This is a genomic window from Niallia sp. FSL R7-0271 (genome assembly GCF_038005785.1).
In the GTDB taxonomy this organism is placed as follows: domain Bacteria; phylum Bacillota; class Bacilli; order Bacillales; family Cytobacillaceae; genus Niallia.
This window is the reverse complement of the sequence record NZ_JBBOTZ010000001.1, coordinates 2,977,258-2,991,599: the sequence shown is the minus strand read 5'-3', so window position 1 is coordinate 2,991,599 and position 14,342 is coordinate 2,977,258. Positions and strand designations below refer to the sequence as shown.

15 protein-coding genes are annotated in these 14,342 nt (G+C 39.0%); 12 read left to right on the top strand and 3 right to left on the bottom strand.

What is annotated here, in order from left to right; translation table 11 throughout:
* Window positions 1-68: 68 nt before the first annotated feature.
* Complete coding sequence (pepV, locus tag MKX82_RS15260; protein WP_233317643.1) at window positions 69-1,487, top strand: dipeptidase PepV; 1,419 nt, start codon at window positions 69-71, stop codon at window positions 1,485-1,487.
* A 31-nt stretch (window positions 1,488-1,518) separates the two neighbouring features.
* A complete protein-coding gene (gene dat / locus MKX82_RS15255) occupies window positions 1,519-2,376 on the top strand; it encodes a D-amino-acid transaminase (protein WP_233317645.1) in 858 nt (285 codons plus the stop codon).
* 51 nt (window positions 2,377-2,427) lie between these two features.
* Here dat and cysK read toward each other — a convergent pair whose 3' ends face one another.
* A complete protein-coding gene (gene cysK, locus MKX82_RS15250) occupies window positions 2,428-3,360 on the bottom strand; it encodes a cysteine synthase A (protein ID WP_341078197.1) in 933 nt (310 codons plus the stop codon).
* 276 nt (window positions 3,361-3,636) lie between these two features.
* Between cysK and thpR the strand changes: the two genes are divergently transcribed.
* The 4 genes from thpR to MKX82_RS15230 all read left to right on the top strand — a co-directional run bounded on the left by thpR (window position 3,637) and on the right by MKX82_RS15230 (window position 8,574).
* Complete coding sequence (gene thpR / locus MKX82_RS15245) at window positions 3,637-4,203, top strand: RNA 2',3'-cyclic phosphodiesterase (protein ID WP_251646818.1); 567 nt, start codon at window positions 3,637-3,639, stop codon at window positions 4,201-4,203.
* 33 nt (window positions 4,204-4,236) lie between these two features.
* A complete protein-coding gene (locus tag MKX82_RS15240; RefSeq protein WP_341078194.1) occupies window positions 4,237-5,220 on the top strand; it encodes an NERD domain-containing protein in 984 nt (327 codons plus the stop codon).
* Between the two features lie 40 nt (window positions 5,221-5,260).
* Window positions 5,261-7,414 (top strand): type I pullulanase, encoded by a 2,154-nt coding sequence (gene pulA / locus MKX82_RS15235; protein WP_396953824.1) that lies wholly within the window; start codon window positions 5,261-5,263, stop codon window positions 7,412-7,414.
* 380 nt (window positions 7,415-7,794) lie between these two features.
* Window positions 7,795-8,574 carry a phosphotransferase family protein gene (locus MKX82_RS15230; RefSeq protein ID WP_233317727.1) on the top strand — a complete coding sequence of 260 codons (780 nt, stop codon included), beginning with the start codon at window positions 7,795-7,797 and terminating at the stop codon, window positions 8,572-8,574.
* On the opposite strand, the gene MKX82_RS15225 is transcribed toward MKX82_RS15230, so the two are convergent.
* The gene (locus tag MKX82_RS15225; protein WP_233317654.1) at window positions 8,566-8,847 is read right to left on the bottom strand and encodes a YtzH-like family protein; all 282 of its coding nucleotides are present in this window, start codon (window positions 8,845-8,847) and stop codon (window positions 8,566-8,568) included. The genes MKX82_RS15230 and MKX82_RS15225 overlap by 9 nt on opposite strands.
* 236 nt (window positions 8,848-9,083) lie before the next feature.
* On the opposite strand from MKX82_RS15225, the gene trmB reads away from it, so the two are divergent.
* Window positions 9,084-9,722, top strand: a complete 639-nt coding sequence (trmB, locus tag MKX82_RS15220) for a tRNA (guanosine(46)-N7)-methyltransferase TrmB (RefSeq protein ID WP_233317656.1) — start codon at window positions 9,084-9,086, stop codon at window positions 9,720-9,722.
* Window positions 9,723-9,823: 101 nt separating this feature from the next.
* The gene (locus MKX82_RS15215) at window positions 9,824-10,660 is read left to right on the top strand and encodes a YtnP family quorum-quenching lactonase (protein ID WP_341078189.1); all 837 of its coding nucleotides are present in this window, start codon (window positions 9,824-9,826) and stop codon (window positions 10,658-10,660) included.
* Between the two features lie 42 nt (window positions 10,661-10,702).
* Here the strand turns inward: MKX82_RS15215 and MKX82_RS15210 are convergent, their stop codons facing one another.
* Entirely contained in the window at window positions 10,703-11,014 is a 312-nt protein-coding gene (locus MKX82_RS15210) for a PepSY domain-containing protein (protein ID WP_233317677.1), read from the bottom strand.
* A 203-nt stretch (window positions 11,015-11,217) separates the two neighbouring features.
* Here MKX82_RS15210 and MKX82_RS15205 point away from each other — a divergent pair, with 203 nt between their 5' ends.
* From MKX82_RS15205 to MKX82_RS15190, 4 genes are all read left to right on the top strand, one after another.
* A complete protein-coding gene (locus MKX82_RS15205) occupies window positions 11,218-12,291 on the top strand; it encodes a M42 family metallopeptidase (protein WP_341078186.1) in 1,074 nt (357 codons plus the stop codon).
* A 78-nt stretch (window positions 12,292-12,369) separates the two neighbouring features.
* On the top strand, window positions 12,370-12,891 hold the full coding sequence (locus tag MKX82_RS15200) for a DUF84 family protein (protein WP_233317680.1): 522 nt from the start codon (window positions 12,370-12,372) through the stop codon (window positions 12,889-12,891).
* 85 nt (window positions 12,892-12,976) lie between these two features.
* Complete coding sequence (locus MKX82_RS15195; protein ID WP_341078184.1) at window positions 12,977-13,291, top strand: thioredoxin family protein; 315 nt, start codon at window positions 12,977-12,979, stop codon at window positions 13,289-13,291.
* A gap of 161 nt (window positions 13,292-13,452) precedes the next feature.
* On the top strand, window positions 13,453-14,253 hold the full coding sequence (locus MKX82_RS15190; RefSeq protein ID WP_233317729.1) for a DUF1444 domain-containing protein: 801 nt from the start codon (window positions 13,453-13,455) through the stop codon (window positions 14,251-14,253).
* Window positions 14,254-14,342: the final 89 nt, after the last annotated feature.

Below are 14,342 nucleotides of genomic sequence, written 5' to 3'. Positions count from 1 at the left end.
TAAAGCTAAAGCAAGATATTCTGCAAAGGAAAAACATATTGGAATATTAGGTTAAGGAGGCTGGTTTAGTGAAAGCACTGGATTGGTTAAAAGAAGTACATATTCGTAAAGATGATTTCATCCAAGATTTACAAGGCTTACTTCAAATAAAAAGTGTGCTGGATGAAGAAAATGCAACAGAAGATGCTCCGTTTGGACAAGGTGTTAAAGAAGCCTTGACCTTTATGCTGGAGCTTGGCAAAAGAGACGGGTTTGAAGAAAAGAATGTTAAGAACGTAGCAGGACATGTGAAGTTTGGAGCTGGTGATGAAAGCATTGGAATCCTTTGTCATGTTGATGTTGTTCCAGAAGGAGACGGCTGGTCAAGTGATCCTTACAGCGCAGAAATTCGCGATGGGAAAATATTCGCAAGAGGTGCCTTGGATGATAAAGGTCCTACGATGGCAGCTTATTATGCCATGAAAATAATTAAAGAATTGGATTTGCCTTTAACAAAGGAAGTTAAAATGATTATTGGAACAGATGAAGAGAGTGATTGGAGATGCGTCACAACGTACTTCCAAGAAGAACCAATGCCAACGATGGGATTTGCACCTGATGCGGATTTTCCGATCATTTATGCGGAAAAAGGAATATCTGATTTTGATATGGTTCAGTCTTTGGACGAGATGGCCCAGTATGAGTCTGGAAAAGTGGGCATAGTTTCTTTTTCTTCTGGAAGAAGATACAATATGGTCCCAGATTTTGCGGAAGCGAGGCTGCATGTTCTGTCAGATCAGACGGAAATCATTCAGCGCTTCCAGGAATATTTAAGCAGGGACAATTTAACAGGTCAATATACAGTAGATGCAGGTGAACTAGTATTAGAGCTTGAAGGTGTTTCCGCACATGGAATGGAGCCGAATAATGGGGTAAATGCCGGTCTTAAGCTTGCGTCCTTTCTAGCTGATTTGCCACTTGATGAAAAGGCAGCGAATTACTTTCAGTTTGTTAACGGTTACTTCAAAGATGACTCAAGAGGTCAAAAATTAGGAGTAGCTTATAACGATGATATCACGGGAGACTTAACATTGAATGTAGGCATCCTGCAATATAATCAACAAGTCGGCGGCAAAATAGGATTAACATGCCGTTATCCGGTCACAAATGAAATGGAAAAGACAAAGGCTGTGTTAGATAAATTGCTTGCTGGCCATGGATTTGTGATTGAGAATTTTACAGACTCCAAGCCTCATCATGTCAACAAGGATTCTGAGCTGATTCAAACATTAAGCAAGGTTTATTTAGAACAGACAGGTGAAGAGCCGAAACTGATTTCAATCGGCGGCGGAACATACGCAAGATCTCTGGAAAATGGCGTTGCCTTTGGCCCTCTGTTTCCAGGCAGAGATGATATTGCTCATCAGAAGGATGAATACATGTTTATCGAGGATTTGCTTAAAGCAACAGCAATTTATGCCCAAGCTATATATGAGCTAGCAAAATAAATATTACTAACATGGTTAAGGGGGAGAGAAAATGAGTATTGTATGGATGAATGGAGCTTTTATTGATAGATCTGAAGCAAAGGTTGATATTGAGGACAGAGGTTATCAGTTTGGTGACGGTATATATGAAGTGATAAGAGTTTATAATGGAAAGCTGTTTACTGCAAATGAGCATCTCGAACGCTTGCTTGGCAGCGGTGATAAGCTGAGTATCAAGATAGAGTATACTGTCGAAGAACTCAAGCTGTTAATGGAACAGCTTGTAGAAAAGAACAAACTGGAAACAGGAATCATCTATATGCAGGTCACAAGAGGCACCAGTTCGAGGAACCATGCATTCCCTGCAGAAGATACTCCTCCGACTTATATAGCTTATACGAAAGAGGTTAGTATTCCTTATGAGCAGCTTGATAACGGTGTGGAAGCCATTACGGTAGAAGATATCCGCTGGTCGAGATGTGATATTAAGAGTTTGAATTTGCTTGGCAATGTGATTGCCAAGCAGAAAGCGACGGAAGCTGGCTGCTATGAAAGCATTCAATATCGGGAACTGACAGTTACAGAAGGAAGCTCCTCTAATATATGGATTATGAAGGATAACAGTGTGAAAACACATGAAGCCAACCAATTTATTTTAAATGGAATTACAAGACAGAAGATCATTCAGTTATGTAAGGAAAACGAAATAGAGGTAGTAGAAGAAGCCTTTACAATCGAGGACCTGATAGATGCTGATGAGGTATTTCTATCGAGTACAACAGCTGAAGTGATGCCGATTATATCCATAAACAATGTGCCTGTTGGCAACGGTGAAATAGGTCCTGTTACGAGAAACTTGCAGAAACTGTTTAAGGATGCAATTGAAAGTGAATGTGGACAATTAGTTTAATATGTTCTGTGAAAATGAGAAGAGTCCCTCTATCTATAAGAGGGACTCTTCTTAATCTAGTGCAAATACATCTGTTGATAAGTATCTCTCACCAGTATCGCATACAATAAAGACGACGACATCATCAGCGGACAATTGTTTTGCTGCTTGGACGGCAGCATAGCAGGCTGCACCAGAGGATGGTCCTGCCAGTATTCCTTCTTCAAGTGCAAGTCTTCTTGTATACTCATATGCAGCTTCATCTGTTACTAAGTGGATTTGATCATAAACATTCTGGTTTAATATATCTGGAATAAAGCCAGGGCTTGTGCCGACAAGTTTATGCTTTCCAGGAGCACCGCCAGACAGAACTGGAGATCCAGCTGGTTCTGCGACATGGACGCGTATATTTGGAAATACCTCTTTTAGTACCTCGCCAGTTCCAGTTATTGTTCCACCAGTCCCTGCTGTTGCTACGAATGCAGCCAAAGACTTATTCAGTTCAGCCATTGCTTTAATAATTTCTGGAGCAGTTGTTTTCCGGTGCGCTTCAGGATTATGGCTGTTGCTGAATTGCATGGGTACAAAAGAGTTTGGAATTTCGTCCTTCAGCTCCAATGCTTTTTTTATACTTCCAGGCATTTTTTCGTCACCTGGTGTCAGCACAACCTTAGCTCCATATGCTTTTAAAATATTGATTCTTTCCTTTGTCATCGTGTCTGGCATAACAAGAATGGCGCGATAGCCTTTAGCAGCTGCATTCATTGCCAAGCCGATGCCTGTGTTGCCGCTTGTTGGTTCAATTATAGTGGAACCAGGAACAAGCTTTCCTGCCTTTTCTGCGGCTTCAATCATATTGAATGCCGCCCTGTCTTTTACACTTCTGCTAGGATTAAAATATTCCAGTTTTGCGTAAATGACAGCACCATTTTTATCACCAATAGAGTTCAAACGAACTAATGGAGTGTCACCAATAAGCTCAGATACGGATCCATACAATTTCATTGTTATTTCCTACTTTCTTTTTACTAAATATGAATAAAATCTCACATAGATGGTGATTGCTGATAAGGTACAAGAATGTCCTTGTCTTCTATTTCTTTCAATTAAAGTGAGATTCATGAAGATTAAGATTAAAAACAAGGGAAAAGGATATATAATAACAATATATTCTTTACATAAAAGGACTTTTTGCGAATGTTTAATAGTATTATAGCTATAATTGCCCATAAAAGAAAAATAATTTACCTTTAATAGGATAAACAAGAAAAGGATGCTTTTATGAACACGAATACACATTATTTTATTGCGATAGGTTTGCCGGAAGCTGTCCGGCTAGAAGTAGAGGCTGTAAGGGGTAAGCTTAAAGAAGCATTTCCTTTTAAAAAATGGGTGCATCCGCAAGACTACCATATTACTTTAGCTTTTTTGGGAGCAGCAACGGAAGAACAAAAGAGCGAACTTATCACTATTCTAAATGAAGATAGTTACGATATAGACCATTTTACGTTGAATATCGACAAATTAGGAGTATTCGGCAGTCAGGACAGTCCACGGATTTTCTGGTTAGGATTGGAGGATCATCCATCGCTGCACCAGTTAAGAGAGAATATATATATTAAGTGCAAAAAGGCAGGCTTTACTTTAGAGACTAGGCCCTATCATCCGCATATTACGATTGCAAGGAAATGGGCAGGAACAGAGAGATTTCGCCAGAACATGCTGAATTCCCAAAACCCATTCAGTGATGCGAAACCTTCCTTTCAAGTAGAGCAATTTTCTTTATTTCAGACACATTTAAATAAAGAACCAAAATATGAAGCAATATATACAAAAAAATTTATTTAATAGAAAAGTACAGGTTTTTTAGGGGGAAAAGCTTTGGCACAATTAATTAAGCTAAAAGACTATATATCACGTTACCAACAAAATATACTGCTGTATCCGTCCCGTTATGTCCGCTTAAAAAAGCAGAAATGGGAAGGTGTTAAAAAGGCATTTGATACACAAGACATGAAAATATTCTACGAGGATAATGAAAGTTTAGACGATATAACAGAGGAAAAGGAATCTCTTTTTCTAAAAATCAGAGGAATGATGAATAAAAAGCCGAAGGAAGAAGAGCTCCTTTTATTTCCGGCAGCTGTTAAAGAAGAAGAAGACAAAGAAGAGCAAATATTTTCCTTTGATTATAAAGCTAATGCTCTTAATGAGCCTCAATCAGAAGAACAATTGAAGCTGCAATTTTTAAATCAGCTTTTTCGTTTTCAGCTGAAATGGGCTAGTTCTACTCTTACAGAAAAATCAACTGTTAAGAAGGCGTTTTATTATGATGAGCACTTGAAATATTTTTTGCAACGATTTCCTGATACATATTTAGTGCTATACAAACCAGTTTTCTTATTAAAAAATGCTCCTATTGATCTGGAAGTCATGATGGTGACACCAACTGCTGTGTGGTGCATCACTATCCTAGAAGAGGAAGATTCCGCTGTTTACCTAGGTTCAAATGAAAAATTTTGGGTAAAGAAATATAATGACAAAGAAAAAAAGACGTTAAGCCCGTTGATTGCTTTAAACAGGACAGAAAAAATTGTCCGCGGAATTCTCGACAGGCATGATGTTGCACTGCCTATTCAAAAGGCTATCCTGACAAGGAATGGCTATATTGATTATCCAACGATACCATATGATTTAAAGATTATTGAAAAAAGAAATTATGATGAGTGGTTCCGTATGATGAGAACCCAGCAATCACCTATCAAGGCTATCCAGCTGAAAGCGGCAGAAAGTTTGCTGCAATATTGTTTAACAACTTCTGTTCGAAGATATGATTGGGATGCTCCAGAGGAGGAGGAATCATAAACGAATAGTGTTTAGGTAACAAGAGAAGGAGTGGGGAATGATGCTATCTATTAAAAGGGACTATTATGCTTATTTAGATGAGCTGTCTGTTATTACTATACTGCTGCCTTATATGTATCATGGCGGTGAAGCGGATGCCTTTACAGTACAGGGAGAATACTCTGTACCATTAACCATTAAGAAAAAGGAAACGATGCAGCAATATGTTAAATATACTTGCATCTCTTCTGAATTACTGGATGCAGGCAAAAGCTATACCATTATTGATAACCACAATGGCAGCACTGATTTGCAGATTGGTGCAGTCATAAGAACGAAAGAGTTTGATATGCGTTATTTTTATGAAGGTCCGTTAGGTGTGCAATACAGCGCTGAGAAAAGCCATTTTTTCTTATGGGCTCCAACAGCTCAACAAGTAAAGCTCGTTCTTCAAGATCCTATACATTCTGAGCGGCGTATGGAAATCCCGATGGCAAGACAAGAAAAGGGTGTGTGGACAGCTGAGGTAGAGCAGGATGTAGACGGCTTTCACTATACTTATTTAGTTCTTATTAATCTTGAGTGGAGAGAAGCGGTTGATCCGTATGCAGTTGCTGTTAGCGTCAATGGTGAAAAGGGTGTCATCGTTGATTTAGGAAAAACAAAAACGGTGAAACCTAAACTGCCAGCACTTGCCTCCCCTGTTGACAGCATTATTTATGAAACCCATATCCGTGACTTTACTATCCATCCGAACAGTGGAGCAGATAAGAAAGGGACGTACTTAGGTGCTGCCCAGCTGAACACGAAAACCTCAACTGGAGAATGGACCGGACTTTCGTATGTGAAAGAACTCGGCGTGACTCATCTTGAACTTCTGCCTGTCCATGATTTCGAAGAAGTGGATGAATTAAATGTTTTTAAACGATATAACTGGGGTTATAATCCATCACATTTCAATGTCCCTGAAGGCAGTTATTCAACAAATCCGACTGACCCATACGCAAGGATTAAAGAATTAAAACAGCTTATCCAAGCAATTCATGAGCAAGGAATAAGGGTCATTATGGATGTTGTTTATAACCATGTGTACAAAAAAGAAGACTCGCCGTTTGAGAAGATTCTCCCAGGCTACTTCTTCCGCTATGACATTCACGGAATGCCTTCTAACGGTACAGGTGTAGGCAATGATATTGCCTCTGAGCGTCTGATGGTAAGAAGATATATTCTGGACTCCGTTCGCTTCTGGCTGGAGGAATACCAGATTGACGGCTTCCGTTTTGATTTGATGGGCATATTGGATGTAGAGACAATGCAGGGGGTTCGGGAGATTTGTGACAGTAAAGATCCGTCTATTTTAACCTTTGGAGAGGGGTGGAATCTGCAGACACCTCTACCAGATGATCTCAAGGCGATAATTAGCAATCAACATAAAATGCCTCGAATCGGCCAGTTCAATGATCAATTCCGCGATCAAATAAAGGGAAGTACATTTGATTTGGAACATACAGGCTTTGCATTAGGGAATGGGAGTCAGCCAGCAGTGCATGAGCTTCTCTCTGGCAGCATTGGATTAGCAGAACAAAACGCAGGAATATTTACAGAGCCGAATCAGACAATCAATTATGTAGAATCGCATGATAACCATACGCTTTGGGATAAAATTGAGGCGTGCTTTCCTGACTTGGAGATGAGCTTGAAACGTAAAAAACATCGACTTGCCACATCCATCGTCTTACTCAGCCAAGGCATACCATTTCTTCACAGCGGTCAGGAGTTTTTCCGAACGAAATACGGTGTAGAAAACAGCTATAAATCGCCTGATGAAATTAACAGACTTGACTGGGATAGAAGAGATACATTTCTTGATAATGTCCAATTTATAAAAGACCTTATATCTTTGCGCAAATCAACCGCTGCACTGCGGCTGACAAGCGCTGAAGCTATTAGAAAGCATGTCACTATTCAATCACATTCCCCTTTATTCGTAGAATACAAACTGAACAATATTGAAGACTATGGTGATTGGGAAACACTTATTATCTATATCAACGCTGATGACGATTCACAAAGGGCAGCTGTCGAAGAAGGAAATTGGAAGCTGCTGTTAAAGGGAGAAGAAGTGTATCTCCATGAACTTCCTGATGTGGAAAAAACCATCGATATAAACCCGATTGGCATAACAATTATTGGAAAGCGAAAAGAGACAAACTGAATAGGCAGAAATTTAATTTTTGAAAAATAATATTATATTGCAGATAGACTTGACTAAAAAACCAAATAAGAGATAATATTTAATGTGATAGCTATTGTTGTCAGTTACTGATTGTAATAGCTCTCTTTTTTTATAACAATAAATTATTCTTGATACATTGATTTTTTTCATTAGCATAGTATGTTTTTTGGGGTACTATGTCCTTTTCTATTTATGATGATTAATATTGCACTTAAATGCGTAGAACGCTAAGAATAAAGAGTTTTTTATTAGTTAGAACGAATCAATCTGTTTGTTCTTCCTACAAGGGATAAAAAAGGTTCAAACAAGAATGACTCATCCTAAAATCATGGAGCAATATATATAGTAGGTGAACAATGTTGGAACATTTATTAGGACAAGATTGGGAAATAACCCCTGCAGGCGGGGAAACAGGCGAGGCCTTTTTCGCCCAGAATAATGGCCAGAAGCTGTTTCTGAAAAGAAACTCTTCGCCTTTTTTAGCTGTTTTGTCTGCAGAAGGAATTGTCCCAAAACTTGTTTGGACAAAAAGATTTGAAAACGGAGATGTATTTACTGCGCAGCAGTGGCTTATCGGCAGGGAATTCAGCCAATCTGATATGACAGATGACAGGGTTGTGATGCTGCTGAAAAAAATCCATACATCTAAACCGTTATTGGAAATGCTGAAAAGGCTTGGAAAAACAACCTTGATGCCAAATATGATCCTTGCTGTTATTAAAGCAGAACTGGATGAAGAACTGACGGGGAATACAACCATCACGAATTCAATTGCCTTTTTAGAACAGAATCTTCCATCGATAAAAACGGAGGAAGAAGTTGTCTGCCATTGTGATGTAAATCATAACAACTGGCTGCTATCAGAAGACAACCAGTTGTATTTAATCGATTGGGATGGCGCAATGATTGCAGATCCGGCAATCGATTTAGGAATGCTTCTTCACTGGTATATCCCAAAATCAGATTGGAAAGAATGGCTTGAAAAATATGGATTTGAGCTGACTGACAACCTGATGCTGCGCATGAAGTGGTATGTGGTAGCCCAAACCCTAAATTCTATCCAATGGTATAAAAAGAAATCCCGCTATCATGAGATGGAAAAGTGGATACAATTCCTAAATGACCAGGATTTAGCCTGAAAAGTCATTTATTCCATCGACCCATTGGGACAGCTGCTCTTGAGAGGATTGGATATGATTGTTTAAATTGTTTGCCTGAATTCCTCTTTGGCTGTACTGGCTTATTTCTTCTAAAATCGGAAGAATGTTTTGGTCGATATTGCCATTGACCTTTAAGGAAGTAACAAGACGTTCAAGTTGTTCACATTCAGAAACAGAACCACAGCAGTCCTCTTGATGGTTGTTTAAAATATCCTTTAGTATACCTAATTGATGTTCATGTGTAATTGGCATCTAGTTGCACCCTTTCTTCAGGTCTCTTTTATAAAAAATGGTCAAATACCAGTAAAGGAATTCACTAATAGGTTGTGAATTCTTTTTTTTCTTTATACGATATTTGCATTTGTAAAATTACCCTGTATTTTTTGACATAATTGTAGCGTGTTATGGAAAAGAAAAGAGTATTGCATGATAGCCGCAAGAATGGTATTGTTTGTTGATGGATATATACGTAAAGAAGGAGTGTCACAATGCGATTAAGACATAAACCGTGGGCAAAGGACAAGCTGCTGGCATATCCCCAATATGCAGTGCAGCATCCGGAGGAATGGAAAGGAAAATGGGATCAAGCTTTCAGCGTTAAAGGACCCATTCATATAGAGGTAGGTACAGGAAAAGGCAGATTTATTACAGAGATGGCAAAAGCTAATCCAGATATTAACTATATCGGGATTGAACTGCAAGAAAGTGTCATCGTTTCCGCTTTAGACAGAGTGATTGAGGCGGAAATTCCGAATCTAAAGCTGATGAATCTCGATGCATCTAAGCTGACTGACTATTTCCTTAAAGGGGAAGTAGAGCGCGTTTATTTGAATTTCTCTGATCCATGGCCAAAAACTAGACATGAGAAGAGAAGGCTAACTTATAAGAATTTCCTAAAGTCATATGAGGAAGTCCTTATCCCGAACGGTGAAATTCACTTTAAGACAGATAACCAAGGGTTATTTGAATATTCTCTTCGCAGCTTCTCTGAGTATGGCATGCTGCTGAAGTATGTCAGCCTTGATCTTCATAACAGCGATTATGAAGGTAATATAATGACTGAATATGAAGAGAAATTCTCTGAGCGTGGCAGCAGAATTTACCGCAGTGAAACCCAATTCAGATGATAAGACAAAGAGACTAATGCTAAAGCTAGTCTCTTTTTTTGTTGTCTAAAGAAAAATCAACTATAATTTTGGTAAGAATAATGATTAGGAGGCTAGCTTGAATGAACAGTTTAAAGATTGGTGAAATTACGGTGACATGGCTAAATGGTGGTGTTACAAAAATGGATGGTGGTGCCATTTTTGGTGTTGTACCAAAGCCGTTATGGTCCAAAAAGTATGAGTGCAATGAGTTAAATCAAGTAACACTTCCTTCAGACCCGATGTTTCTTGAGTGGGATGGAAAACGAATACTGATTGATGCAGGAATTGGAAATGGGAAGCTTACGAAAAAGCAAATGCGCAATTATGGTGTTGATGAAGAATCTTTTCTTGAAAGAGATTTACAAGCACTTGGGGTTTCTCCAACAGAAATTGATTATGTGCTGATGACACATATGCATTTTGATCATGCTTGCGGACTATCTAAGTTAGAAAATGACAAATTGGTGTCTATTTTTCCGAATGCAGAAATCATTACTTCAGAAACGGAGTGGCAGGAAATGAAAAACCCGAATATCCGCTCTAGAAATACATATTGGGAACAAAATTGGCAGCCGATTGAAGCACAAGTCAAAACCTTTGAAACAGAATGGAGCATGGGTCCGTTAAAGCTTATTCATACGGGAGGCCATAGTGATGGTCATTCTATTCTTCTTATCGAAGACGGAGGCGAGACAGCCATCCATATGGCAGATTTATTGCCAACACATGCACATCAAAATGTTCTGTGGGTGACAGCATATGATGATTACCCGATGACATCCATATCAGAAAAACAAAAATGGTTTAAATGGGGAGCAGACAAAAATGCCTGGTTTACATTTTATCATGATGCATTATACCGAAGTGTTAAATGGAATGAAGCAGGAGAAATAACAGAAGCAATAAAGCGGGATTAGTGAAATTGTCCATTGCAAGTATCGCAATGGACTTATGTATCTTTAAAGCTCATATATATCAAGCAAATTTCCTGTTTTGCTGTCTGCTAGAAATTCGAAAGACTCATTTTTGCCATCATTATCTCTCGTGATTCCACCGCGATAAATGAGCTGTGTTGTACCTGCTGTTTCATAGGGTTCTTTTTGCATGTTGATCCAGCTGCCTGTAATAGGTCCTTGCTCTTTAAAAACAGCCTTAACTATTTTTAGAACGCGGTCACTTGACAGGGAATAATTTCTGGAAACAGCTTCCTTTACTGCATAGCTTGCTGCAAATCCTACAGCTGCTCCTGCAACTATCGTTTTCCAGTTCATGATTTTAGCTCCTTTCTTTCGTTCTTATTATAGCCAAAATATTAGAGATAAGTGAAATAAAACCAAAAAAACCAGTAATAAACCTATTTTGGTTATATTAATAATAATCTATTTAGCGAGCAATATGTTTAATGGTGGCAAGGAAATTAATATTTCGATAAAATAAATATATACATAATTTTTAAAAAAAGAGGAGCAATACGATGAATGAGCAAACATTGGAATTATTCCGTACACTGACTGAGCTACGCGGTGTTGCAGGAAATGAGCATGAAGTACGTGATTTTATGCGTAAGGAGCTTGCTCTTTACAGCGATGAAATCATTCAAGACAATCTTGGCAGCATTTTTGGTGTGAAAAAAGGAAGTACTGATGGTCCTAAAGTAATGGTTGCAGGACATATGGATGAAGTTGGCTTTATGGTTACTTCTATCACAGAAAACGGAATGCTGCGTTTTCAGCCGCTGGGAGGTTGGTGGAGCCAAGTCTTGCTTGCCCAGAGAGTTCAGGTAATGACAGACAACGGTCCAGTTATCGGTGTAATAGCTTCAATTCCTCCACATTTACTTGATGACGCACAGCGTAATAAACCGATGGATATTAAAAACATGCTTATTGATATCGGTGCTGACGACAAAGCAGATGCTGTTTCAATCGGCATCAAGCCAGGGCAGCCTATTGTTCCAATTTGTCCTTTTACTCCAATGGCTAATAAAAAGAAAATTATGGCCAAGGCTTGGGATAACCGTTATGGCTGCGGTCTTGCAATTGAGCTGCTGAAGGAGCTGCAAGGAGAGGTGCTGCCAAATACTTTGTATTCTGGTGCAACTGTTCAAGAAGAGGTTGGCTTGCGCGGCGCGCAAACAGCTGCCAATATGATTCAGCCAGATATTTTTTATGCATTAGACGCGAGCCCTGCAAATGATACTTCTGGTGATAAAAACCAGTTTGGCCAATTAGGTAAAGGTGCTTTGCTTCGCATCTACGATCGGACAATGGTAACGCATAGAGGCATGAGAGAATTTATCCTCGATACAGCTGAAAGCAATAATATTGCGTATCAATACTTCATCTCCCCTGGCGGTACAGATGCAGGAAGAGTGCATACAGCAAATGAAGGAGTGCCTAGTGCTGTAATCGGCATCTGCTCACGATATATCCATACAAGTGCATCCATCATTCATATTGATGACTATGCAGCTGCAAAGGAACTGGTTGTGAAGCTTGTAAAAGCGACAGATAAAGCAATGGTGGATTCAATTAAAGCAAATGTATGAGGAGAGTAACAAGAGGCAGACAATTAGACTGTCTCTTTTTCCATGAAGAAAAAGGTTTTTAAAGAGAGGCGGATGGAAATGATTGTTTGCATCGGAACAAGAAACCCAGCTAAAACAAGTGCTGTTAAAGAAGGATTCAGCACAATGACAGACGTAGAGTTCATAGAAATAGATGTCTCTTCAGAGGTAAGTGCCCAGCCATTCTCTGATGAAGAAACAATGACTGGGGCAATTAATCGTGCAAAAAATGCTTTAGCTGCTGGAAAAGGCGACATTGGCATTGGTCTTGAAGGCGGTGTGAAGCAAACAGAACACGGCCTGTTCGTCTGCAACTGGGGAGCCCTTGTACTTCGCGACGGCAGAACCTATATTGGCGGAGGTGCGAGCATTCCTTTGCCCACGGAAGTGGCAGATGCTCTGTTGGAAGGGGAAGAGCTTGGTCCTGTAATGGATCGTTATGCAAACAAAAAGAATGTCCGTCATCATGAAGGTGCTATTGGCGTATTTACGAACGGCAGAATTACGAGACAAAAAATGTTTGCACATGTTATCGAATCATTGGTTGGGCAATACGAATATGATGCTAAGTCACGTTCATAATAAAGAGTAAGCATAATAGTAGTGAAACAGCAGAGATTTTGTTAGTATCAATTAATAAAAAGCTTTAATCAGGGGGATTAAGACGATGAGAGATCTACAGTCACAAGAAGAATTTAATGAGTTGAAAAACAGCAGCAATAAACATGTTTTCCTATTTTCTGCTAACTGGTGCGGAGACTGTCGCTTCATTGAACCATTCATGCCAGATGTAGAGCAAAAATACAGTGAGTATACATTTATTCACATTGACCGCGATAAGTTCATCGATACTTGCATTGAGTTAGATGTATTTGGAATTCCAAGCTTTATCGCATTTGAAAACGGGAAAGAGCTAGGCCGTTTTGTCAGCAAAGATCGTAAAACGCAAGAGGAAATTGAGCAGTTTATTGAGTCGTTATAATCATATAAGAGAAAAATGAAAAACAGCGTGTCTCTGTAAAAACGCTGTTTTTTTCTGCACGACAAAATTCTACATTCTTTGAAAAGACGGTCAACTGCTATTATAATAGGAACAGCATAGATCATTACCCACTCTTAAAGGGGGAAAAAGCATTAATGAAGATGGATAGCAAAAAAATGAAAAATCTCTTACAGGACAGGCTTAAAGCCGAAGGAAGAGTATTTACGTTTGATTCTAAAAAGGATCAACTTCGAATAGAAAGCAAGGATACAGGAAAGGGTGTAACCGTTTCTCTGCCAGGAATTATTGCAAAATGGGAGCTGGAAAAGGAAAAGGCTGTTGACGAGGTTGTATACTATATTGAAAATGGTTTAACAGCATTAGTGGATGACCCTACACTTGAGGGGAAAGAAAAAAATATTTACCCTGTTATTCGTTCCACTTCGTTTCCAGTTCAAACGAATGAAGAAATACCCTTTGTAGTAGATGAACATACAGCAGAAACAAGAATATATTATGCCTTGGATATGGGAAATACGTATCGACTCATTGATGAGAAAATCATGGCGAAGGAAAACTGGAAACATAGCAGAATTAAGGAAGTAGCCTTGTTTAATGCTCGCTCTTTAAGCACGGCCCTTAAAAAAGATGTTGTAGCAGGCAACACTTTTTATTTCCTAAATACAAATGACGGATATGATGCTAGCCGCATCCTTAATGACTCATTCCTGAAGGAAATGAGCGAGACAGTGAAGGGGACGATGGCAGTTGCAGTACCTCATCAAGACGTATTAATTATAGCGGATATTGAAAATGAGACTGGTTATGATATTTTGGCACAGATGACGATGAGTTTCTTTGCCAGCGGCAGAGTGCCAATCACTGCGTTGTCCTTCTTGTATGAAGACGGCAGCCTTGAGCCTGTTTTTATATTAGGTAAAAATAAGAAAAAAGAGCAATAATATTAAGTGCTTTGTATGCAAAACTTAATCAATTTGATTTGATAATATTGCCTGAATGAAAACAGGATGTAATATTCGTTATCTACAAT

Coding starts and splice junctions, on each gene's coding strand:
- trmB (WP_233317656.1), top strand. CDS start 9,084: ATGCGATTAAGACATAAACCGTGGGCAAAGGACAAGCTGCTGGCATAT.
- MKX82_RS15190 (WP_233317729.1), top strand. CDS start 13,453: ATGGATAGCAAAAAAATGAAAAATCTCTTACAGGACAGGCTTAAAGCC.
- MKX82_RS15225 (WP_233317654.1), bottom strand. CDS start 8,847: ATGCCAATTACACATGAACATCAATTAGGTATACTAAAGGATATTTTA.
- cysK (WP_341078197.1), bottom strand. CDS start 3,360: ATGAAATTGTATGGATCCGTATCTGAGCTTATTGGTGACACTCCATTA.
- MKX82_RS15195 (WP_341078184.1), top strand. CDS start 12,977: ATGAGAGATCTACAGTCACAAGAAGAATTTAATGAGTTGAAAAACAGC.
- MKX82_RS15210 (WP_233317677.1), bottom strand. CDS start 11,014: ATGAACTGGAAAACGATAGTTGCAGGAGCAGCTGTAGGATTTGCAGCA.
- thpR (WP_251646818.1), top strand. CDS start 3,637: ATGAACACGAATACACATTATTTTATTGCGATAGGTTTGCCGGAAGCT.
- MKX82_RS15205 (WP_341078186.1), top strand. CDS start 11,218: ATGAATGAGCAAACATTGGAATTATTCCGTACACTGACTGAGCTACGC.
- pulA (WP_396953824.1), top strand. CDS start 5,261: ATGCTATCTATTAAAAGGGACTATTATGCTTATTTAGATGAGCTGTCT.
- dat (WP_233317645.1), top strand. CDS start 1,519: ATGAGTATTGTATGGATGAATGGAGCTTTTATTGATAGATCTGAAGCA.
- MKX82_RS15200 (WP_233317680.1), top strand. CDS start 12,370: ATGATTGTTTGCATCGGAACAAGAAACCCAGCTAAAACAAGTGCTGTT.
- MKX82_RS15215 (WP_341078189.1), top strand. CDS start 9,824: ATGAACAGTTTAAAGATTGGTGAAATTACGGTGACATGGCTAAATGGT.